This is a genomic window from Psychrobacter sp. TB15, assembly GCF_000511655.1.
GTDB classification, from domain to species: Bacteria; Pseudomonadota; Gammaproteobacteria; order Pseudomonadales; family Moraxellaceae; genus Psychrobacter; species Psychrobacter submarinus.
Window position 1 is genome coordinate 68,592 of the sequence record NZ_AYXN01000036.1, and the last position, 21,650, is coordinate 90,241.

Sequence of the window (21,650 nt, forward strand, 5' to 3'; positions counted from 1 at the left end):
CGGTACAAATCTACATAAAGGGGAGCTGAGTAAATATCTGCAGTATCGTGGCGTTCACGATGTCGACAAAGAAGGCACCAACCATCGGCACGATTAAAAACGCTTTTGGCGAGGCCAAGTAGCGATCGGTGACCGCCTGCATATTGGCAATCGCCGTTGGGGTTGCGCCCATACCGAACCCGCCGTGACCTGCAGCGAGTACTGCAGCATCGTAATCTTTACCCATAACTCTGAAGGTGATGAAGTACACATAAATCACCATAATAAGCGTTTGGACTAACAGGATAATCAGTACAGGACCTGCCAAATCAGTCAATTGCCAAAGCTTCAGTGATAGAAGCGCCATTGCTAAGAATAGACTCAAAGAGGCGTTACCGATGACATCGATCGCCCGGTCAAACATTTCAAAATTAAAGACGATAGTAAGGGAGTTACGAATGATGACCCCAGCAGCTAACGCCCAAACGAAGGTAGGCAGCTGAAACCAAGTGCCTTCGGCCACTGCCGTCATAATATCGGCAAAAGCCAAAGCGGCAGCAAATAGCGCTAACGACTCAATAGTCGATGAGGCGGTAATCAGACGAATATGATCAGGTTTTTCAAAGATTTCTTTGTCGTTTAGGATCTCATCCTCGTCGTGCTTAGTACTATACAGCGACTGTGAGCTCGCGACTTTTTCGATATCGCTTGGGTTGGGATCAGCTTGGCTTGGGCTGATACCTAGTCTGCGGATGAGCTTACGCGCGACAGGACCCCCGACGAGACCACCTGCGACCAAGCCATAAGTGGCCACCGCGATACCTAAAGTAGTCGCACCGACAACGCCATACTCTTCTTCTAGCACGACGCCCCACGCGCCTGCAGTACCGTGTCCGCCGGTCAAAGCGATAGAGCCTGTCACTAAGCCAAGCATCGGATCAAGTCCTAGCGCGCTTGCCATGGCAACGCCGACGATATCTTGCAAGATAATAAATACCGATACCACCACTGTAAAGATAAATAATGGCGAGCCGCCCGCTTTGAGTCTGCCAAAATCAGCACTCAGGCCAATGGAAGCAAAGAACATCAGCATTGTCGCAGTTTGCAGCCCTTGATGGAAGTTGAAGCTATAGCCCCAAATCAAATTAAGCGCATAAACAATCATCGCAGCGACCAAGCCACCAACCACAGGTTCTGGAATATTAAAGTCTTCTAATACCTTGATTTTTTTGATTAAGAAACGCCCGAGTAGTAGCACGAATGTTGCTAATATCAAGGTGTAATAACCATTTAATGTCATTTCCATAAGTGAATCCTTCTCATAAACTTCGGTTGTAAACTCAACAAGAGGACGGATCGATGACAAAGGAGTGCTTTATCCTTCTGACATATTTGTTATCGCCATCATCAGTCTTAGTGCAGCAGCATATCCATAGCCGCGGTTTGCCAAACTTTTTATAAGTATGTGCAATGGTTTTAGTCCAAAAAGCTATCGATTTGAATAATAAAAAACGCCAGCGATTAGGCTGACGTCATTTTCGGATTATACTTTAAGTCGCGTTATAAGTGTTCAACGAACCACCAATCTTAGCAAAATTAATCATATTTTGTAGCATAAGCGGATAGCTTATTATCTCATAACTTTTTTATTAACCCCCTAATTGATCTAATCCTAAAGCTAGAATCAGCCCAATAGCGGTACTGATGCCCGCCCAATGATTGCCTTTTTTAAAAGCATCTGGAAAGACTTCGGTCGCCAGTGAAGCAATCACGGCGCCCGCTGCAAAACAATCTATCAAGCTTATCGTCGATTTAGACACATCACGCAGTAGAATGTTACCAGCGATAGCTGCTACGGATAATAACACTGCAGCGCCTGTCCAGATGAGTAGTATCTTTTTATTACTCGACCCGGACTCCTTCATCTGTTTAGCACCGCCAGCAGCTTCTGGTAAGTTAGATAACAAAATAGAGCCAGCAAGCGCCGCAACTTGCATGACATTACCACTGATTAGTGATACTCCTAGTGCTAAATTCTCTGGCACGCCATCTAAAGTGACCGCAGCAAGCAAACCGCCGCCGCCACTACTTTGTAGTTTTTCGTCTATAAGATAGTCTATGCTCGTAAATACGCCGGCGCCTAATAGCGTAAAGCCGATAGTCGCCAAAAGCCCACTGTGGGTTACGGCTGGCTGCAGCATTTGTAATACTACCGCGAGCATCAGCGCGCCACCAGCAATAGCCAATAGGTTGCCTTGTAGCCAATTAGGAAGCTTGCCATAAGTTCCCCATAACGCCCCAATAATGAGCGCGGCTGAAACGATAGTAATAACCAATAAAATCATCATAGCAGTTCTTCTTTTTTTATAAAAAGGTCATTTAGGGCGTGTTGAACATTCACAAATGCGCACTGCTGATCGCTAAAATAGTTCTAGTCTAAGTGAAAATTGCAGATAATGCTTATTGCATTGGCTAGATTTTCACAACGACTAGGGCGATTTTAGCATCAGCCCTAACTACAACAACAGGGACAGGACTATTTTTTGCCGCTTTATTAATAAAAATAGACGCTTAGAACAACTAAACTTACCATTTTTATCTGCAAATCGCCTAAAAAATAGTCTCTGTCAGTGCCATGGTCGAATGTTCAACACGCCCTATTATTGTTGTCATATTTTATCAACTAAAGCCTGTACTGGTTATAACCTTTAACAGGGTTTAGCCGTTTTTAACAGAAAAAAACGCCAACACGGATGCTGACGTTTTGATAAACCCTAAATAGATAAGCTTAGTCAATAACCATTAAGCGCGAGTCTCGCCATGACCATAGACGATCCATTTTTGTGAGGTTAGACCTTCTAACCCGACTGGGCCACGAGCGTGAATCTTATCGGTTGAGATGCCAATCTCAGCGCCAAGACCATACTCAAAGCCATCAGCAAAGCGGCTTGAGGCGTTAATCATTACGCTTGCGGAGTCGACTTCGCGGATAAAGCGCTGCGACTTACTGTAGTTATCTGTGATAATGACGTCAGTATGATGGCTGCCGTGCGTGTTGATGTGCTCAATCGCCGCGTCAAGTCCGTCGATGACTTTCACCGCTAAGATAGGCGCAAGATATTCGGTATCCCAATCTTCCTCAGTCGCAGCTGATAGATGACCATCAAGCTTAGCATTGTCCTTTAATATGCTTTGTGCTTGCTTATCAAGGCGCAGCTGCATTGCGTCATCGGCTTTAATGATAGCTTCAGCAATTTGCGGTAGCATCTCATCGGCGACGGCTTTATCGACCAAGAGCGTCTCCATAGTATTACAAGTGCCATAGCGATGCGTCTTAGCATTGACGCTGACCTCGATTGCCGTCTCAGGTTTGGCATCACTATCGATATAAGTATGACAGTTACCGTCTAAATGCTTGATGACGGGCACTTTAGCGTCTTCGCTGATGCGAGAGATCAGGCCTTTACCGCCGCGTGGTACGATGACATCCACGTAATCGGTCATGGTGATCAGCTCACCGACAGCCGCGCGGTCAGTGGTTTCAAGTACTTGTACGCTATGCTCGGAGAGACCGGCTGCACTCAAGCCTTTGTGGATGCACTTAGCAATAGCTTGATTGGACTCAAAAGCTTCGGAGCCGCCGCGCAAGATAATAGCGTTGCCCGACTTTAGTGCTAGTGAGGCGGCTTCTAAAGTCACGTTGGGGCGTGACTCATAGATCATACCGACCACGCCTAGCGGCACACGCATTTTGCCCAGATGAATACCAGAGGGGCGAAAGGTCATATCAGTGACTTCACCGATTGGATCAGGCAAGGCTGCGACGTCTTTGAGACCTTGTAGCATACCATCGAATCTAGCATCGTTTAGCTCTAGGCGATCGAGTAGCGCGGCTTCTAAGTCATTGCTATGGCCTTTATCCATGTCTATTTTGTTCGCTGCTAAAATATCGGCTTTGGCGTTGACTAGCTCATCATGAATGCTCATAAGTGCTGAGTTTTTATCGCCAGTATTGGCCGCGGCAAGAGCGCGAGAGGCGGCGCGCGCTTGCTTACCGACTGTTTGCATATAAGATTTTATATCTGAGGTATTCGCTTGACTCATAAATTATTTTCCTTTTGATTACGGATGAAGGGTTATTTTCAATAAATGTTGTAGACGAGCAAAAAAGCCTAAACAGGCAAAGTCTAACTAAAAGGTGGTAAAAGATATCATTGTTAATAGTGGCTAAACCTGGAGCTTTGACAAGCGTATTAACGACAGCTCTCACTTAAGGTAAAGCATTGTGTTATTTAACCGTTATGCCATTTAACATAGAGTAGATTGGGATTAGAGTAAAGTTGAATTTGTGAACAGCGCCTATTTACAATTTTGTTTTAAGTGTTTTTGTGTTGCTTCTGGAGTATGGATATCTTTGTCTTACGAGTCTTTAACACAACTGCGCTGCAACTACTAAAGTAGTCATTTATAGATCTGATTATAATGATAGATAAGAGACTAGACGTGTTAAGCAAAGTGATGTGGAAAACACTGTTTAAAAGCAATTAGTGCGTCAAAATCAATTCGCAATTTAAAACCAATTAGAGAGGATATTATGAAAAACACGACTTATAAACTAGGGTTAGCCGCAGTGGCCGCTTTGGCAGTAACGCTTAGCGCTTGCTCTGATAAAGGCGCGGCGACTACTGAAGACGATCCAACGCTCGATGCACAAACGCAAGTAGAGCAAGAAGCGACTGGCGTTGATGATGTCGCGCAAGTGACTGAAGGCGTCAACAGTGCAGATATCTCAGATGATCCTATGGTCGGTGATGATGTCGCAGTAGCGAGCGCCGATGATGACGTGGCTGTAGCGACGGTGGACGACGCTGATGTCCTCGATGGTTCTGAGTCTGAGGAGCATGTCTCAACTTATTAATAGCTTATTAACGGTTAAGTATATCGCCGCGTTATTAGCGTTACAGATAATACAGCGCTAAGCGGCCTAAAGTGTTAAAATATAGCTCAAATTACAGTAGTGATTTGGGCTTTATTTATGGCGTAAGGGCTAGTAATAGAGAGTATTTGCCTTTTTGCTGTATGATAAGCGACAATACGCTGCTTTTTATTTCAGTAAGCTGCCAAGAGCTGCTTAAGCCTATAAGTATCGCCTTATTCATAATAATTGGAAAACTGTTGAACCATGCCTGATATTGCCAAAGACTCGACTCGCCCTATCGCTCTAGATATACAAGATCTACACAAAAGCTACGGCTCTTTAGAGGTGCTAAAAGGGGTATCACTCACCGCCTATGATGGCGATGTGATCTCGATTTTGGGCTCATCAGGCTCAGGGAAGTCGACGTTATTACGTTGTATTAACTTGTTAGAAAAACCAACTAAGGGGCGTATCAGTATCGGTGATGATGAGCTGATGCTAAAAGCCAGTAAATCTGGCGAGATGCAAGCGGCAGATCATAGACAGCTTGAAAATCTGCGGGCGCGTGTTGGTTTTGTTTTCCAAAACTTCAATCTATGGCCGCATAAAACGATACTGCAAAATATCATCGAAGGACCGACTCAGGTTCTAAAAATCAAAAAAGATCAAGCCATCAGTGAAGCCGAACAGCTCCTAAAAAAAGTAGGCTTATCCGATAAAAAAGACGCTTATCCTGCCAATCTCTCTGGCGGTCAACGTCAGCGTGTCGCTATCGCGCGCGCTTTGGCTATGCAGCCAAGAGTGCTTTTGTTCGATGAGCCAACTTCCGCGCTCGATCCTGAGCTAGTTAACGAAGTACTCGCCGTCATGCAAGACTTGGCAGAAGAGGGCCGTACGATGCTGATTGTCACCCATGAGATGCGCTTCGCTCGTGATGTATCAAGCCAAGTGGTATTCTTACATCAAGGTGTCATCGAGGAGATGGGCACGCCTGAGCAAGTGTTTGACAACCCAAACTCAGAGCGCGTCAGAGACTTTATGGCTTCTCATCGCCAGAACTAATCACTATTTCGGACTTATGAGCTGACCTGTCGGCTGATAAGTCTGTATGCATCAATTGAGCTATTTTAAAACTGGCCTAGTGTTATCAATATCCTTCCTTTTATAGCGTATGTGCTATAAAGAAAGGCATTGCGTCATACGTTTTTACGGCGGTGTCTTCTTACTTATTTCCAATAACAGCAGCACCGTTTATTACCCAATAATGACAGTCAATACCTAAAACGTTTGTTTTTGATACTGTTGTCAGGTATTATCGATGGGTTTATAAGCTGCTAATATCTATCATTATTACGACTGTTTGGTCAATGATTAGATAGGGATATTAAATTAAAATAAGGAATATATGATGTCGAATTCTCGTCTATTATGGTCATCAATGACTATCACCGCAGCGCTAGCATTGAGCGCCTGTAGCCAGCCAAGCGATGATACGGTAGAGACAAATGCTGAGGCACCTGCTGCCGATGTCGCGGGTAAAACCATTCGTATCGCAACTGAAGGCGCTTATCCTCCTTTTAACTATACCAATGCTGATGGCAGTATTGCAGGATTTGATGTCGATGTCGCCAACGCTTTATGTGAGCAGATGCAGGCAGATTGTGAGATCGTCGCGCAAGATTGGGATGGCATTATTCCAGGTCTTTTGGCGCAAAAGTATGACGCCGTTGTCGCAGGTATGTCTATCACTCCAGAGCGCCAAGAAAAAGTAGACTTCACTGAGCCGTACTTCGCTAATACTATGGTTTGGCTGACTGAGACCGATGGTAGTTTTGATCCTAACGCTATTAGTAACCTAAATTTAGGTGGTCAGCGCTCAACCACGCCTGGCGTCTATCTGCAAGATAACTATGAAGGTAAAGACGGCAACACGGTACAGCTTTATGATAACTATGACAATGCTTATTTAGATCTGAAATCTGGTCGCAGCGATGCGGTATTGGCCGAAAAAGTTTCAGCCAAAGCTTGGTTAAAAGACAATCCAGAAGGTTTTGGTATCGTGGGTGATGAGATTGATAACGATGACAACATCGCTATCGCGGTTCGTAAAGGGGATCCTTTGAGAGATGATTTTAATAAAGCTTTGAGCGAGATCCGCAGTAACGGTGAGTTGGCTCGTCTAGAACAAGCAAACTTCAACCAATAATCTGCTGCTCGATAACTGAGGAAAACATAATGAGCTTATCTAAATATTCTCAAAACAAGTCAATCTTGCCCACCAAAGCGCTTTGGTTAGCACCGCTCAGCGCCGCTATGCTCATGCTTGCTGCTTGTAGTAATGGCTCAGCGCCAGAAGAGAGCCAAGTTGCAGACGACGGCGCAGCGACTGAGACGCCAATGAACATCAAAATCGCGACTGAGTCGAGCTATAAGCCTTTTAGCTATACTGATGCCGATGGCAAGCTGATCGGTTATGAAGTTGAGCTGGTCGATGCGTTATGCGCGCAGATGAACGCGGAGTGTGAGCTGATATCTCAAGACTGGGATGGTTTGATTCCCGGCTTAAATGCGCAAAAGTTTGATGCGATTATCGCGGGCATGTCGATTACGCCAGAGCGTCAAGAAGTCGTTGAATTTAGCGACCCTTACTTTCATACTGGTATTATTCTTATCGGTAAAAAAGGCGACGATATTACAGTTGCTGATCTTGAGGGCCAACCAGTTGCTTCACAGCGCTCAACGGTATCTTCGCAGTACCTGCAAGACGAGCATCCAGAGTCTGATATCAAGCTTTATGATACCCAAGACAACGCTTATCTAGATCTAACTTCAGGTCGCGTACGCGCTATGATGTCTGACAAAGTCACTGGTATCGACTGGCTAAAAACTGAAGCCGGTAAAGACTATGAAGTCAAAGGCGAAGAGATCAGCACTGACGAAGATGCGATGGGTATTGCTTTTCGTAAAGGCGATCCGCTAGTGGGTAAATTTAACAATGCATTGGCTGAGCTAAAAGCTGATGGCACTTATGATCAGATCACGGGCAGCTACTTTGGCACCAGCTCTACTGCAGCGGCAAATAAAGCGGCGGCAGCGGACAGCGTTGAAGAAGTGATAGTGATTGAAGGTGATAATGCCGATGCGAATGCAACTATCGCAGCCGAAGAGCAGACAGAGACTGTCAGTAACTAACTATCAGTAATTAGCTGTCAGTAGTTAACCGTCAATAAATAAAGTAACAAGAAATAAAGTAACAAGCACTGTTGTTTTATATGGCTATAGTTTTATGCTGAGCCTACATAGTGGCGCTTTATGCTTCTCATAGCGTAGGGCGCCGTTATTGTTTATAGCGCTTGTATCGACTTACTCATAAATCGACTTACTCATAAAAAGGAATCAAGGATGACGATAAATTACTCTAGTATTTTTGGCGCAAGACAGGCGCTACAAAACCCTTTGTTTGCAGCAGTAGCCTTAGGAATGCTGGTAGGCTGTAGCAATGGTCAAGAGGCCAATACTGCGAGTACAGAAACTGCCGATACGGCTGCCACTGAAGCCACTGGCGAGGTTTTGCGTATCGGCACTGAAGGCGCTTATGCTCCTTTTAACTATACCAACGCTGATGGCTCGCTTGGCGGTTTTGATATCGAGATTGCCAATGCTCTATGTGATGATATGCAAGTCAGTTGTGAGATTATCGCGCAGGATTGGGATGGGATTATCCCCGGTCTCAAAGCGGGCAAATACGATGCCATTGTCGCTGCGATGTCGATTACCCCAGAGCGCGCTGAGCAGGTCAGCTTTACTGATCCCTATTTTAGTAATACCTTAGTGTTTTTGGCAGAAGAAGGCAGCGATTTTGACCCGAGTAATCCTGATGATATCAACTCAAAAAGCATCGCTGCTCAGCGCTCGACGATTTCATCGCAGTGGCTAGAGCAGGCTTATCCAAAAGCCAATATGCAGCTGTACGATACTTTGAGTAATGCCTTTTTAGACTTAGGCTCAGGGCGTGTTGAGGCGATGATATCTGATAAGCTGCCAGCTATCGAATGGCTGAGCTCCGCCTCAGGCAGCCAATATACGCTAAAAGGTGATGAGATCGATATCGATGATAATTTTGCTATTGCGGTACGCCCAGGGGATCCGCTGCAAGCTCAAATCAATGAGTCATTAGCTAATATTAAAGCAGATGGCAGCTATGATGCTATCCATAACAAATACTTCTCAGTAACCACAGATAGTGACTCTAGCAGCACTGCCACGCCAGTAGCCGCTGAGGTAGAGTAGTCAAAAGCTGTCGCTTGAGTTTATGAAAGTTAGGCTGGTAAGCACTCAAAAGGATATCACAGCTTCGTGGTATCCTTTTTTATTGCCACTAACTGTCTATTTTGACTGGGTATTTGCTATCAGCGTTAACATCGAGCGTCTCAGTTATGATAAAATCAGCGCGTATTTCTATCTGAGTAATCAGTGCATGAATCTTTGAGTCAACTGATAGTCATTTATTATATATTCCAAAACCGCTTCTCGTTGCTACAGACCATAACTATCGCTTTATTTTCGCTGGCGTCAGGACAGTAAGCTGACATTTCGAGCGTTATTTGTGGCTTGACAAAAACGCCAGTGACGCGACCAACATATAGAGACTGAGTGAATAACTGTGTTTGATTTACAAGGATTTGGCGCCCTGCTATTAAGCGGCGCGACCGTCACCATTAAGCTTGCCATAACTAGCCTGATAATAGGTATGCTATTAGGACTGCTTGGGGCAACGGCTAAGCTGTCGAACGTTTGGCTACTGCGTAAGCTTGCCACTATTTATACCGCAACGATGCGCGGTATCCCTGAGCTATTATTAGTGCTATTTATCTATTATGGTGGCTCTATTTTGCTGATGAGCATCCTCAAAAAGTTCGGCTACAATGAGTATGTAGAGATCAGCGCTTTTTGGGGCGGGGTGATGGCCTTATCTATTGCTTTTGGTGCTTATGCCACTGAGATCTTTCGGATGTCTATTCAAGAGATTCCTGCCGGACAAAAGGAAGCGGCGCAAGCGATAGGGATGCGTCCTTTTCAGACCTTTTATCGGATTACTTTGCCGCAAGTTTGGCAGATTGCCTTGCCAGGCCTTGGCAACTTGTTTTTAGTACTGCTCAAAGACACCGCTTTAGTCTCGGTCGTTGGACTCAAAGATATTATGTATCAATCTTCACGCGCGGCGCAATCCACCCAGCAACCTTTTACCTTTTATATGGCAGCCGCTATCATCTATTTAGGTCTTACTATGCTTATCACCGGCTTTATGCTTTGGCTAGAATGGCGCGCCAATCCAGCCGCGCGCTATGCCAAAAAAATCAGCCGTCAATCCACTCATCAGCCATCGACTTTAGGGTAGAGGAGAGACGTTATGGATTGGAATTGGCAGGTCATTTTTGAGTACTTTCCGGATCTATTAGGCGGGGCGGTACTGACTGTACAGCTCGTTGTGATCTCAGGAATCATTGGACTGTTCTTTGGTTTGATTTTGGCGTTACTGCGTCTGTCTAAAAGCTGGCTGGTACAGATATTACCGTTTTTGTATATTTTCTTTTTTCGCGGTACGCCGCTGCTGGTACAGATATTCTTGATCTACTATGGTTTAGGTCAGTTTGAGGCGGTACGTGAGTCATTCTTGTGGGAGCCGGTGCTCAGTCAAGCTTACTGGTGTGCGATTATCGCTTTTACGCTCAATACCAGTGCTTATCTTGCAGAGATTATTCGCGGTGCGATTCAGGCGATTCCGGTAGGGGAGCTAGAAGCGGCAGATGCTGTGGGCATGTCACCGTGGCAAAAGCTCACTCGTATTACATTGCCGCGCGCTTTTGGCATTGTCATTCCTGCTTATAGTAATGAAGTGATCTTTATGCTCAAAGGCAGCGCGCTGGCCTCAACCATTGCGCTAATGGATATCACCGGCGTGGCTCGTACGATTAGTGCGCGGACTTATACCTTGATGGAGCTGTTCTTTGCCGCTGGTATTGTCTATCTATTATTATCGTGGATTATATTATTTAGCTTTGGACGGTTTGAGAAAAGAATGAACCGTCATGCCAGCTACGTGCCGCCTGATGTGATGACCAATACTATTCCATAATTAAGTGATAGGTGAGTGATGAGCCAAGCGCTGAGAGTTACCGATAAGAAACTTGATAATAAGGTACAAGCTGCTATTGGCAAAGTGGTTTGCGTCGGTCGTAACTACGCCGCTCACGCGCATGAGCTCGGTAATGCAGTACCAAGCACACCGCTACTGTTTATAAAACCAGCCTCTGCTATCGTCTCTATTCACAATGACATTATCCGTCCAGATCCTAAGGTCTATGGTGAGACTCATTATGAGGCGGAATTATGTATTCAGCTCGCCTGTGGTTTATCGGCAGCGACTGCCGAGCAAGCGAAGCAAGCGATAGGCGGCATCACTTTAGGATTAGATTTGACCTTAAGAGACTTACAAAGTCAGCTTAAAGCCAAAGGTCACCCTTGGGAGCGCGCTAAATGCTTCGATGGCGCTTGCGTCCTTGCTGACTGGCTTGAGCCGCAAAATTTCGGCGACTTAACGCACATTCAGTATCAGCTTTATATCAATGGCGAGCTCAAGCAAGATGGTGATAGTGCCTTGATGTTGTTTCCTATCTATGAGCTACTCGCCGACATTAGCCACGCTTTTAGCTTACAGGCAGGTGATGTCATTATGACCGGTACGCCAAGCGGAGTAGGTATTTTGCGGGCAGAAGATAACTTAACGCTAGTCTTAGGCAAACAGCAATGGCAAACCCAAGTTAAGTAACTTTTACTCTTATAAAGTATTAAAAATCTTAGTAATTTATTGGCTTATCTATAACATCCCTCCTAGTTACAACCATAAAACAAATACATCTCTTCTTTTTATCTGCTATTAAGGATAGTATGTAATGCTCTCTTTCTTGTAAATTATCAATATTATGAATCGTCCAGACTTACCCGATATTACTCATGATAGCTACGGAAGTGGCAATAAAGACGATGCCGATATGGTCTATCGTCCGGGCGCGCATCCTGTCGCAAAGTCTAGTATGGCTATTCATGGCGATTTATATGAACACCTCTCGCAGCTTGATATGGATGAGATGGCTAGGTTATTAGCAGATGACGCTGAAGATACGCTCACTACAGACTCAGTCTCTCTAGGCGATTTTTTTGAGGGTTTAGCCCAGTTGGCAACGATGGGTGTGGTGGAGATGACAGAGATTGTTGAGTCTATGCATCGCGAGATTATGCTGCGTCCGATAGGGCGCTTTAACGAAAACCACCTAAAAAACTGGCATGGCGGCGTCACAGGGCGCGTTTACGGACTCGTACGCCATGTAATGCTGATGGTAGGCAATAACCTCTCCTCAGGACTGCGTCTATATAAAAACGTAGCAAGACAAACCAGCGCTCAGCCGCTTCCTGCTAGCCTAAAAAAACTCGTCAATGTGTTTAATGGGGTGATGGGCGATCATCTAGTCAATAATGGTAACTCGCTTGCGATTCCTATGACCCTATACAACCAAGAGGGCGTGCCTCAACGCGAAGAGCTATCGGGCCGTATTATTATCTTGTGCCATGGCCTATGTTTAAGCTACTTAAGCTGGCATCCAAACGAGGACAACAGCTTAGGGCAAGCCATCAGCCGCAGCCAGCCTGACTCGACAGTGCTTTACTTAGATTATAATACTGGTAGACGTATCTCACGCAATGGCCGCAAACTCTCCAAACTGTTACAAGACTTGGTGGATAATAATCCTAATATCAGTCAAATCGATTTGGTCGGCCATAGTATGGGCGGGTTAGTGGCTCGTAGCGCGCTGTTTTATGCTAAGCAAGATCGCCTAGATTGGATGAAGCGCGTGGGTAATTTGATTACTTTAGGCTCGCCGCATCACGGCGCTGTCCTTGAGCGCATTGGGTTTTTGGTGCAAGATATTATCTCCAAAGTCCCCTTCGCAAGCTCGCTTGCGCACTTAGGGGATATGCGTAGCGCCGGTATCATTGATTTGCGTCATGGTAGTATTCGTGACGCCGATTGGCAGTCTTTAGAGGGGCGAAGTGTCGTGCCACAAGACTTTCGGCATCCTGCTCGTCTGCCAAGCGGTATTAAGACCTATTTTGTCGCGAGCGCCTTGATAGAAACCCATTACGACTCAAAGGTAACTAACCTGCTCGGGGACAGTCTAGTGTCAGTAGCTTCAGCATTGGGCGAAGATGATGGTGAGCACAATCTGTTTGTACCAGAAGGCCGTAAAGCGATCTTTTATGGCGTGAACCACATGGGTCTCATCCATAGCAGACGAGTGCGCGAACAAGTTGTGGCTTGGCTACTTGATAACGGCAAAAGCGATTATGCTGCTCGCGACCGTATCCACTCTTATCCTCGCAGCTTAGGCGTGATTGCTGAAGCGTTCTAAAAATAGGGTTATACCAATTTTGAACGACTGACGTTTAAAAAACTATATATTTAAGAGCTAAAAAACCCTTTAAACTTGCGCCTAAAGGGTTTTGAGTTTACCTAATAACCAGCCAATTTATTGTGCAAAAATAGCCGTCACATCGTCTTTATCAAAGGTATAAACCTCACCGCAAAAACCGCAGTCCATCTCAAAAGTGCCGTTTTGCTCTTCAATGATATCGAGCGCTTCGGTTTCACCGATTTGTGCTATCGCCATCTCACACTTCTCACGCGAGCAAGTACAGCCAAACTCTAAGCTGACAGGATCAGGCGCAACGACGTTTTCTTCGTTATATAAGCGGTAGATAATCTCGCTGGCTGCAAGTGTGGTCAGCTCTTTACTTTTGACGGTGCTAGTCAGCATGGTCAATCGCGTCCATAAGTCATCATCGATACCAGCGTCTTGATTACGCTCTACTTCGATATTCTCTGCTGCCGTACGCGGTAACATCTGCACCAATACGCCGCCGGCTTGTAAACCATCTGATGCCAAGTTAATCAAGGTGGGAATCTGAGCGGACTGCTTTTGGTAATGGGCTAGGCAGTCCGCTAGATTATCATGGCTACGCTCGACGATACCTTGATACGGCTCGCCGTTATCTGGCTGAATATTAATAAATAAGACGCCTTGACCAATCGCGCCTAGCTCTGCAAAAGCCTCGTTTGCCTGAGTCATGTCTTCCCAAGCAGCGACTTGCTCATCGTTATCCGCTTTCCAGCTGGCAAGCGCCCGGATAATGCCGTTTTGATCGCACTCAGCCATCGCCCAGTTCAGTAAGCTATCCTGATCTGAGGACTGCAATTGGATGGATAAACGACCATCTATCTTGACGGTACCTATCAGCAAGCTTGCTGCTGTGAGCATCTCGCCTAGCAAGCGTTTGATGGCTTCAGGATAAGGCTTCTGGGCAATAGTGGAAGCGTAGCTACGCGATAAACGCACCACATCACCGCGCACCGGCGAGTCTTCGATAAAGAAGCGCTGACGCACATCATTACCGCTTGCTTTGTCTGAGGGCTGCAACTGATCTGTTTGCATAGCTGAAGTATCTTGTGTCATATATTTTTATCTTATTGAGTTAAGAAGGTGCTAGCTTTATGGGGATTATTCAGAATTTATCAATCATAAGAAGAGCACTTGTGGCCACAGTTTATGCATACCCGAAGATGAATTTGTTGTAGAAAATAGCAACAGTAGGCTAAAAAGTTGCACAATAATTATAAAAGTGTTGTACAGTAACATTAAGTTGCATTAAGATAACTAAAAGTAACTGCACGGATGCCTATTAGTAATAGCTAATCAAGCATTTTTTAACTAATAATATGTGATAAAAGGATGTACCTTATGGCTTACGCACTCAGCAAACCTCTAACATTAGCAGCGTTTATGGCACTAGGCCTTGCCGGCTGTAATAACAGCAGTCAAACTGCGACCGATGACGCTGCAACTGACGATGCTGCCACTACTGAAACCTCTACAAATGCCAACGGCACCCTTCAAAAAATTAAAGACTCAGGCACTATCGTTGTCGGCTATCGCGACTCTTCTATTCCGTTCTCATACATCGCGGATGATCCAAATCAGCCTATGGGCTATGCGCACGATTTAGAGATGAAAGTTGTGGATGCGGTGAAGCAAGAGCTCAATATGCCGGACTTGAATGTTCGTTATAACTTGATTACCTCGCAAACGCATATCCCGTTGGTACAAAACGGCACCGTCGACTTTGAGTGTGGCTCAACGACTAACAACGAAGAGCGCCAAAAACAAGTGGGCTTCTCAAACGGCTTTTTCGAGATCGGAACGCGTTTGTTGACTGCGACAGACTCAGGTATCAATGATTTTGCTGACTTAGACGGTGAGACGTTAGTCACTACCGCAGGTACGACCTCAGAGCGCTATATTCGCCAGTACATCGATGAAAAGCAAATGGATACTAATGTCATCTCCGCCAAAGATCATGGCGAGGCATTCTTGATGCTAGAAAACGGCCGTGCTGATGCCTTTATGATGGATGATGTACTACTAGCCGGCGAAAAAGCCAAAGCTAAAAATCCAGATAAGTGGGTCATTGTAGGCGAGCCGCAGTCGTTTGAGATTTATGGCTGTATGCTGCGTAAAGACGATCCTGAGTTCAAAGCCGTAGTCGATAAAGCCTTGACGGATGTCTTTGCCTCAGGTGAGATCAATAGTATTTACGATAAGTGGTTCTTAAACCCAATCCCGCCTAAAAACGTCAACTTAAACTTTGAGATGTCAGATAACCTAAAAGCACTCATCGCCGATCCTCATGATGGCGCTCAGCCAAAAATGGCAGCGGCACAGTAACCCTCACTCCTCAACTTAGCTGGTACTCCCAAAAGCTTCATTATTGAAGCTTTTAGGGGTTAAGCCTATCAACCACTGCTTGGAGAGACAAGCATGAATTATAGCTGGAACTGGGGTGTGCTCTTTGAGCAGACTGGTGTCGGTAGCGAGCTGTATATCCATTGGATGATTACTGGCCTTGGCTGGCTGCTACTAATCGGTAGTATCGCTTGGGCTATTGCGATGGTCGTTGGTACTATCTTCGGTATTATGCGTACTTTGCCAAGCAAGCCTGCGCGGGCGATCGGTACCGCTTATGTGACCTTTTTTCGTAATATTCCGCTACTGGCGCAATTGTTCTTTTGGTTCTATATTGCCCCAGGGTGGCTGACACCGGCGCTACAAGAGTGGTGGTATAAGGAGCTCACGCCTAATACCTCAGCGATGCTCTCAGCGAGTATTGGTCTGGGTCTATTTACCGCGGCGCGTATCGTTGAGCAAGTGCGCACGGGTATTGAGTCCTTGCCGCAAGGCCAGATTAACGCCGCTTACGCGCTAGGCTTTACGATACCGCAGGCTTATAAGCAAGTACTACTGCCGCAAGCTTTTCGTATCATCTTGCCGCCTTTAAGCTCTGAGCTGACCAACTGCTTCAAAAACGCCTCTGTTGCCTCGCTCGTTGGGGTAATGGAGCTGATCAGTCAGACGAAGACCATTAGCGAATACACCCAAAATAGTCTTGAGATCTATACTTATGCGACGATTATCTATTTAGTGTTTAATCTGTCGCTGATTGCGATTATGGGTCTAATCGAGCGTAAACTTCGCGTACCAGGGCTTATTGCAGGGAGTCAGAAATGAGTATGATGACCGAACTTGCGACTGCATATCCAGGCCTTATGGGCGGGATGATTACCACCTTAAAGGTGTTGTTTTTAGCGATTCTTGGCGGTATAAGCCTTGGAACCGTACTGGCCTTGATGCGTCTATCTGGCATCAAAGTGTTAGAGGTACCGGCTAAGCTGTACGTAAACTACTTTCGCTCAGTGCCACTGCTACTGGTGCTATTGTGGTTTTATTTTGCCGTACCGATGATTTATTTTTGGGTGGCAGGTAAGTACTTGCAGCTCAATGCCGCCTTTGCTTCGTGTGTCGTCGCCTTTATGATGTTTGAGGCCGCCTACTTTTCTGAGGTCGTGCGAGCTGGTATTCAATCCATCGGTAGTGGTCAAGTCAATGCAGCAAAAGCGCTTGGCATGACTTATGGGCAGACCATGCGTCTGGTTATTTTGCCGCAAGCGTTTCGTAAGATGCTACCGCTGATCTTGCAGCAGTGTATTATTCTGTTTCAAGATACCACTTTGGTTTTTGCGATTGGTTTGACCGATTTTTTCCGTGCCGCTTACGTGCGCGGAGAGCTGATGGGGTTACTCACCCCTTATATATTAGGTGCAGGGGCGATTTACTTTATTATCAGTTTGACCGCTTCTATTGGCGTACAGCACGTGCAAAAAAAGCTTAGGTTCTAGCGTTTGATTGAATAATTCAACCGTAGAGGTTTGCGCACTAAACTAGCGTAAATCTTACGGACATAGCGCTATCACTTATTTTACATACATGACAAAAATATTAAGCATAAGGCTAGGAGCCGACGATGAATAAGGCTAAGACATTTATAAATGACTTTGGCGGACTGGTGACAGATAACGGTCATGCTAGCGATGAGATAGTCATTGAAATGGATAGCGTCAGTAAATGGTATGGCGACTTTCAGGTACTCACTGACTGTACTGCTCATGTCCATAAAGGCGACGTGGTGGTCGTTTGTGGCCCATCTGGCAGCGGTAAATCTACTTTGATTAAGACCGTTAATGGTCTTGAGCCTTTTCAAAAAGGGCAAATCATGGTCAATGGTATCTCAGTTGGCGACTCAAAAACCAATCTGCCAAAGCTACGTAGCCGCGTCGGCATGGTGTTTCAGCATTTTGAGTTATTTCCGCACCTGACTATCATTGAGAACCTGACGGTCGCGCAGATTAAAGTTTTGGGCCGCCGCGAGGACGAGGCCAAACAAAAAGGTATGGCTTATCTAGATCGCGTGGGACTAAGCGCGCAGGCACCAAAATATCCGGCTGAGCTGTCCGGTGGTCAGCAGCAGCGGGTAGCGATTGCGCGGGCGCTAGCGATGGATCCTGTGGCGATGTTGTTTGATGAGCCGACCTCCGCGCTTGATCCTGAGATGATTCAAGAGGTGCTCGATGTGATGGTAGAGCTGACCCGTGAGGGCATGACGATGATGTGCGTGACCCACGAGATGGGCTTTGCCAGTCAAGTGGCGAACCGTATTATCTTTATGGATGAGGGTTATATCGTTGAGAACTGTAGCAAAGATGAGTTCTTTGAGGGTGCAAAAAGTGATCGCGCGCAGCAGTTCTTATCGAAGATTCTGAATCACTAGCGGCTCATTTAATCAGTGTGTAGCTTGAAGCGTCTTTTTATAAGGCGCTTTTTTATGGGTTTTGCATTATGGGCGAAAATGTTTACTAGATTATCTTAGTACTGAGCGTACAAGTGTTTCTTATTTGCTGCTACAATGAAGTTACACCTAAATTTAAATATATAAGACCATATTGGAGCTCTTATGGGCATTGAAGAACCCTCTAAACATTCTGGCATCGTTATCGTTGGTGCAGGCCTAGCAGGCTGGCACGTGATAGATGCTATCCGTAGTAAAGATAAAGAGATACCGATTACTTTAATCACGGCCGATAATGCCGATCGCTATCATAAGCCGATGCTGACGATGGCGATTAGCCAAGATAAAAAACCGGCCGATTTAGTGCGAGCAGCGGGGGAGCAGGCAGCAAAGACCGCTAATGTCACTTTATTAGCCCATACGCAGGTCAGTGATATCGATGCGGCAAGCCAAACATTGCAGCTGGTCTCTGCAAATCGCTCAGACCCTGCCAACACCAATTACGCGGTCATCAATTATGACAAGCTAGTGCTCGCGATGGGCGCACATCCGATATTTCCTAAGAGCTTGCCTGAGAGTTTAGTCTGGCATGTCAATCATATTGAGCGCTTCGGTCAGCTGCAAGAAAAGCTCTCGACGGGTAGCCAGCACGTGGCTATTGTGGGCGCAGGGATGGTCGGTACCGAAATCGCCGAAGACTTGCTCAAAGCCGGTCACAAAATCAGCCTAATTGATCTCAATGATGCGCCACTTGCGCAAATGCTACCGGCGAAAGCGACCGCTCGTATTAGGCAAGCGATTGAGTCGCAAGGTATTGAATTTTTGGGCAGTTATCGGGTGACTGATGTCGTACGTAATGAGGATGACAGACTAGAAGTCAGCTATGAGCCGTTAGAGAATGTGCAAGGACAGGCTAATACTATGACAGTCGATCATGTGATTGCTAGTACCGGTCTGGTCGTCGATGATAAGCTGCCCGCAGCGGCAGGTATAGAGTTCAATCCGCGCACGGGTATTGTTGTCGATGCGCCAACGCTACGCACCAATGCTAACAATGTCTATGCCATTGGCGATTGTATGTCTATCGATGGCGTGGCTTGTCGTTACGTGGCACCGCTAAGAGCGCAAGCCGCGACTATCGCTGATGATATCTTAGGCCACGCGCATGCTGGCTACGACCATAAACCGCCGATGATTCGTCTGAAGAATAAGGCGATTGCGGTAACGGTGGTTGGCGTGCCACAAGCGACAGGTAACTGGCAAGTCAAAACCGAAACGACCGATGAGCTGGTCATGGAATTATTTGACGACGCTACTGATGATAAAGCGGTAAAAGCCACAGTGTCTCTTAAAGTACCAGCAAAGCCAGCAGCGAAAGCTTAATGGGTATGCAAGTGCTCTTGGAGTGATAGCTGGGTCGCCAGTCTTTTATTCATAAGAGGCTGGCTTTTTTACGGCTAGTCATATCATTTATCATAACGGCTATCGATGATGTGAATGAGACATCTTGTATCAATATGATTGACAGGGTTTGATTTCAGACGTTATAGTGAAGAGATATAAGGGACAAGCCACAATAGATTTATTGATAAGCTTGATTAGCAAAACGGAAAAGTAAAACGAAAGGATTCGTTATGATTCAACCCTCTCCACTTAGCACTGCCTCCAGCGATATTCTAAATAATATTCCAAAAATAAACATGGGCGCACGCTCCGCAAATGCACCTCTCACTCAAAGTTACGACAAAGGCCCCGATGTCCCGCTTATAGAAGCCACTATTGGCGATTTTTTTGATGCTATTGTGGCCAAATATCCCGAGCGCGAAGCGTTAGTGGTGCGTCATCAAAACATTCGTTGGACTTATAAACAGCTACAAGAGCAAGTCAATAAGCTCGCCAGCGCCATCATCGAGATGGGGCTTGAGATTGGTGATCGCATCGGTATCTGGTCGCATAATAATAGCGAATGGCTACTGATGCAGCTTGCGACGGCTAAAGTTGGCGTCATTTTAGTCAACATTAATCCCGCCTATCGTACCTTTGAGCTGCAATACGCCTTGAATAAATTAGGCTGCTCGGCGTTGGTATTAATGCGTCATTTCAAAACTAGCGATTATACGCAAATGATTCGTGAGCTCTGCCCTGAGATTTACCACAAAACCTTTAATCAGCTCGATTTGGTTGAGATACCGACGGTTGAGTGTATTATTTGGATCGATGAGCCTGAAGATACTGATGATATCAGCTTTATGCAAAAGTTCTCAGACTGGATAGCGGAAGGTGATGCTAATGATCCGCGTGTTAAAGAGCGCCAAGCGATGCTTAAAAACACTGACGCTATCAATGTGCAGTTTACGAGTGGTACCACAGGGACGCCCAAAGGCGCTACACTCAGCCACCGTAATATCTTAAATAATGGCTATTTTATCGGTGAGGCGATGAATCTTACTGAAGCTGACAGATTGTGTATTCCTGTGCCGCTCTATCATTGTTTCGGCATGGTACTAGGGAATTTAGCGATTTTGACCCATGGCGGTTGTATCGTTTATCCCAATGATGGCTTTGAACCACTAACGGTACTACAAACGGTAGAAGCTGAAAAATGTACCGCGCTGCACGGCGTGCCAACGATGTTTATCGCTGAGCTTGATTATCCTGACTTTGATAAATTTGATTTATCGAGTTTGCGTACGGGGATTATGGCAGGCTCTAGTTGTCCGATTGAAGTGATGCGCCGAGTCATCGATAAGATGCATATGCAGGAGGTCACCATTGCTTATGGCATGACTGAGACGAGCCCTGTATCCTGTCAAACTAATGAGCACACGCCGCTTGAAAAACAAGTCTCGACCGTTGGACTGGTGCAGCCCGCGCTTGAGGTCAAAGTTGTCGATACGGGTACTGGCGAGACTCTACCTATCGGCGAGACAGGCGAGCTACTGACAAAAGGCTATTCAGTGATGAAAGGCTATTGGGGTAGCCGCTTTAAGACTCGCGAGGCGATACAAGACGGCTGGATGCATACTGGCGATTTGGCGACGATGGACGAGGATGGCTATGTCAAAGTCGTCGGTCGTAGTAAAGATATGGTCATCCGCGGCGGCGAGAATATTTATCCGGTTGAGATTGAAAACTATCTGTATCGTCATCCAAAAATACGCGACGTACAAGTCGTTGGCATTCCAGATGAGCGTTACGGTGAAGTGCTGGCGGCTTGGATTATTCCTAAAGAGGGAGTTGATCTGACAGAAGAAGAGGTCAAACAGTTCTGCTACGATAATATCGCCCATTATAAAATCCCGGCTTACTATCGTTTTGTCACAGAATATCCGATGACCATCACGGGTAAAATTCAAAAATATAAAATCATTGAGCAAATGACAGCAGAGTTAGGTTTGGCATAGTATTGATTTATATAAAAGCTTTATCATTCAAAACACTGCTAAGTATTTAATGACCC

At 45.8% G+C, this 21,650-nt stretch carries 19 protein-coding genes; 15 read left to right on the forward strand and 4 right to left on the reverse strand.

Annotated features, from left to right (window positions below):
• Window positions 1-10 precede the first annotated feature (10 nt).
• From gltS to W234_RS0108615, 3 genes are all read right to left on the reverse strand, one after another.
• On the reverse strand, window positions 11-1,285 hold the full coding sequence (gene gltS / locus W234_RS0108605; protein ID WP_025646459.1) for a sodium/glutamate symporter: 1,275 nt from the start codon (window positions 1,283-1,285) through the stop codon (window positions 11-13).
• Between the two features lie 343 nt (window positions 1,286-1,628).
• Window positions 1,629-2,327, reverse strand: a complete 699-nt coding sequence (locus tag W234_RS0108610; protein ID WP_025646460.1) for a ZIP family metal transporter — start codon at window positions 2,325-2,327, stop codon at window positions 1,629-1,631.
• Between the two features lie 454 nt (window positions 2,328-2,781).
• A complete protein-coding gene (locus W234_RS0108615; protein ID WP_025646461.1) occupies window positions 2,782-4,083 on the reverse strand; it encodes a glutamate-5-semialdehyde dehydrogenase in 1,302 nt (433 codons plus the stop codon).
• Window positions 4,084-4,573: 490 nt separating this feature from the next.
• Here W234_RS0108615 and W234_RS0108620 point away from each other — a divergent pair, with 490 nt between their 5' ends.
• The 9 genes from W234_RS0108620 (at window position 4,574) to W234_RS0108660 (ending at window position 13,365) form a co-directional block, all read left to right on the forward strand.
• Complete coding sequence (locus W234_RS0108620; protein ID WP_025646462.1) at window positions 4,574-4,897, forward strand: hypothetical protein; 324 nt, start codon at window positions 4,574-4,576, stop codon at window positions 4,895-4,897.
• A gap of 264 nt (window positions 4,898-5,161) precedes the next feature.
• The gene (locus tag W234_RS0108625) at window positions 5,162-5,959 is read left to right on the forward strand and encodes an ABC transporter ATP-binding protein (RefSeq protein WP_025646463.1); all 798 of its coding nucleotides are present in this window, start codon (window positions 5,162-5,164) and stop codon (window positions 5,957-5,959) included.
• A 343-nt stretch (window positions 5,960-6,302) separates the two neighbouring features.
• Window positions 6,303-7,103: a transporter substrate-binding domain-containing protein gene (locus W234_RS0108630; RefSeq protein ID WP_025646464.1), complete on the forward strand. Its 801-nt coding sequence runs from the start codon at window positions 6,303-6,305 to the stop codon at window positions 7,101-7,103.
• 29 nt (window positions 7,104-7,132) lie between these two features.
• A complete protein-coding gene (locus tag W234_RS0108635) occupies window positions 7,133-8,089 on the forward strand; it encodes a transporter substrate-binding domain-containing protein (protein WP_037059455.1) in 957 nt (318 codons plus the stop codon).
• Window positions 8,090-8,299: 210 nt separating this feature from the next.
• Window positions 8,300-9,187, forward strand: a complete 888-nt coding sequence (locus W234_RS0108640) for an ABC transporter substrate-binding protein (RefSeq protein WP_025646466.1) — start codon at window positions 8,300-8,302, stop codon at window positions 9,185-9,187.
• A gap of 373 nt (window positions 9,188-9,560) precedes the next feature.
• A complete protein-coding gene (locus W234_RS0108645) occupies window positions 9,561-10,295 on the forward strand; it encodes an ABC transporter permease (RefSeq protein WP_025646467.1) in 735 nt (244 codons plus the stop codon).
• Window positions 10,296-10,307: 12 nt separating this feature from the next.
• Window positions 10,308-11,033, forward strand: a complete 726-nt coding sequence (locus W234_RS0108650; RefSeq protein WP_025646468.1) for an ABC transporter permease — start codon at window positions 10,308-10,310, stop codon at window positions 11,031-11,033.
• Window positions 11,034-11,051: 18 nt separating this feature from the next.
• Complete coding sequence (locus W234_RS0108655; protein WP_025646469.1) at window positions 11,052-11,726, forward strand: fumarylacetoacetate hydrolase family protein; 675 nt, start codon at window positions 11,052-11,054, stop codon at window positions 11,724-11,726.
• A gap of 154 nt (window positions 11,727-11,880) precedes the next feature.
• Window positions 11,881-13,365 carry an alpha/beta fold hydrolase gene (locus W234_RS0108660; RefSeq protein WP_025646470.1) on the forward strand — a complete coding sequence of 495 codons (1,485 nt, stop codon included), beginning with the start codon at window positions 11,881-11,883 and terminating at the stop codon, window positions 13,363-13,365.
• Between the two features lie 117 nt (window positions 13,366-13,482).
• Here the strand turns inward: W234_RS0108660 and W234_RS0108665 are convergent, their stop codons facing one another.
• Entirely contained in the window at window positions 13,483-14,466 is a 984-nt protein-coding gene (locus W234_RS0108665) for an Hsp33 family molecular chaperone HslO (RefSeq protein ID WP_025646471.1), read from the reverse strand.
• A gap of 285 nt (window positions 14,467-14,751) precedes the next feature.
• On the opposite strand from W234_RS0108665, the gene W234_RS0108670 reads away from it, so the two are divergent.
• From W234_RS0108670 to W234_RS0108695, 6 genes are all read left to right on the forward strand, one after another.
• Window positions 14,752-15,735 carry a glutamate/aspartate ABC transporter substrate-binding protein gene (locus W234_RS0108670; protein WP_037059457.1) on the forward strand — a complete coding sequence of 328 codons (984 nt, stop codon included), beginning with the start codon at window positions 14,752-14,754 and terminating at the stop codon, window positions 15,733-15,735.
• Window positions 15,736-15,828: 93 nt separating this feature from the next.
• Window positions 15,829-16,575, forward strand: coding sequence for an amino acid ABC transporter permease (locus W234_RS0108675; RefSeq protein WP_025646473.1), 747 nt, complete (start codon window positions 15,829-15,831; stop codon window positions 16,573-16,575).
• On the forward strand, window positions 16,572-17,243 hold the full coding sequence (locus tag W234_RS0108680; protein ID WP_025646474.1) for an ABC transporter permease subunit: 672 nt from the start codon (window positions 16,572-16,574) through the stop codon (window positions 17,241-17,243). Before W234_RS0108675 ends, W234_RS0108680 begins: the two co-directional genes overlap by 4 nt.
• Before the next feature lie 209 nt (window positions 17,244-17,452).
• The gene (locus W234_RS0108685) at window positions 17,453-18,172 is read left to right on the forward strand and encodes an amino acid ABC transporter ATP-binding protein (protein WP_037059487.1); all 720 of its coding nucleotides are present in this window, start codon (window positions 17,453-17,455) and stop codon (window positions 18,170-18,172) included.
• A 183-nt stretch (window positions 18,173-18,355) separates the two neighbouring features.
• A complete protein-coding gene (locus W234_RS0108690) occupies window positions 18,356-19,573 on the forward strand; it encodes an FAD-dependent oxidoreductase (protein ID WP_025646476.1) in 1,218 nt (405 codons plus the stop codon).
• A 251-nt stretch (window positions 19,574-19,824) separates the two neighbouring features.
• The gene (locus W234_RS0108695; RefSeq protein WP_037059461.1) at window positions 19,825-21,594 is read left to right on the forward strand and encodes an AMP-binding protein; all 1,770 of its coding nucleotides are present in this window, start codon (window positions 19,825-19,827) and stop codon (window positions 21,592-21,594) included.
• The last annotated feature ends 56 nt before the right edge of the window (window positions 21,595-21,650 follow it).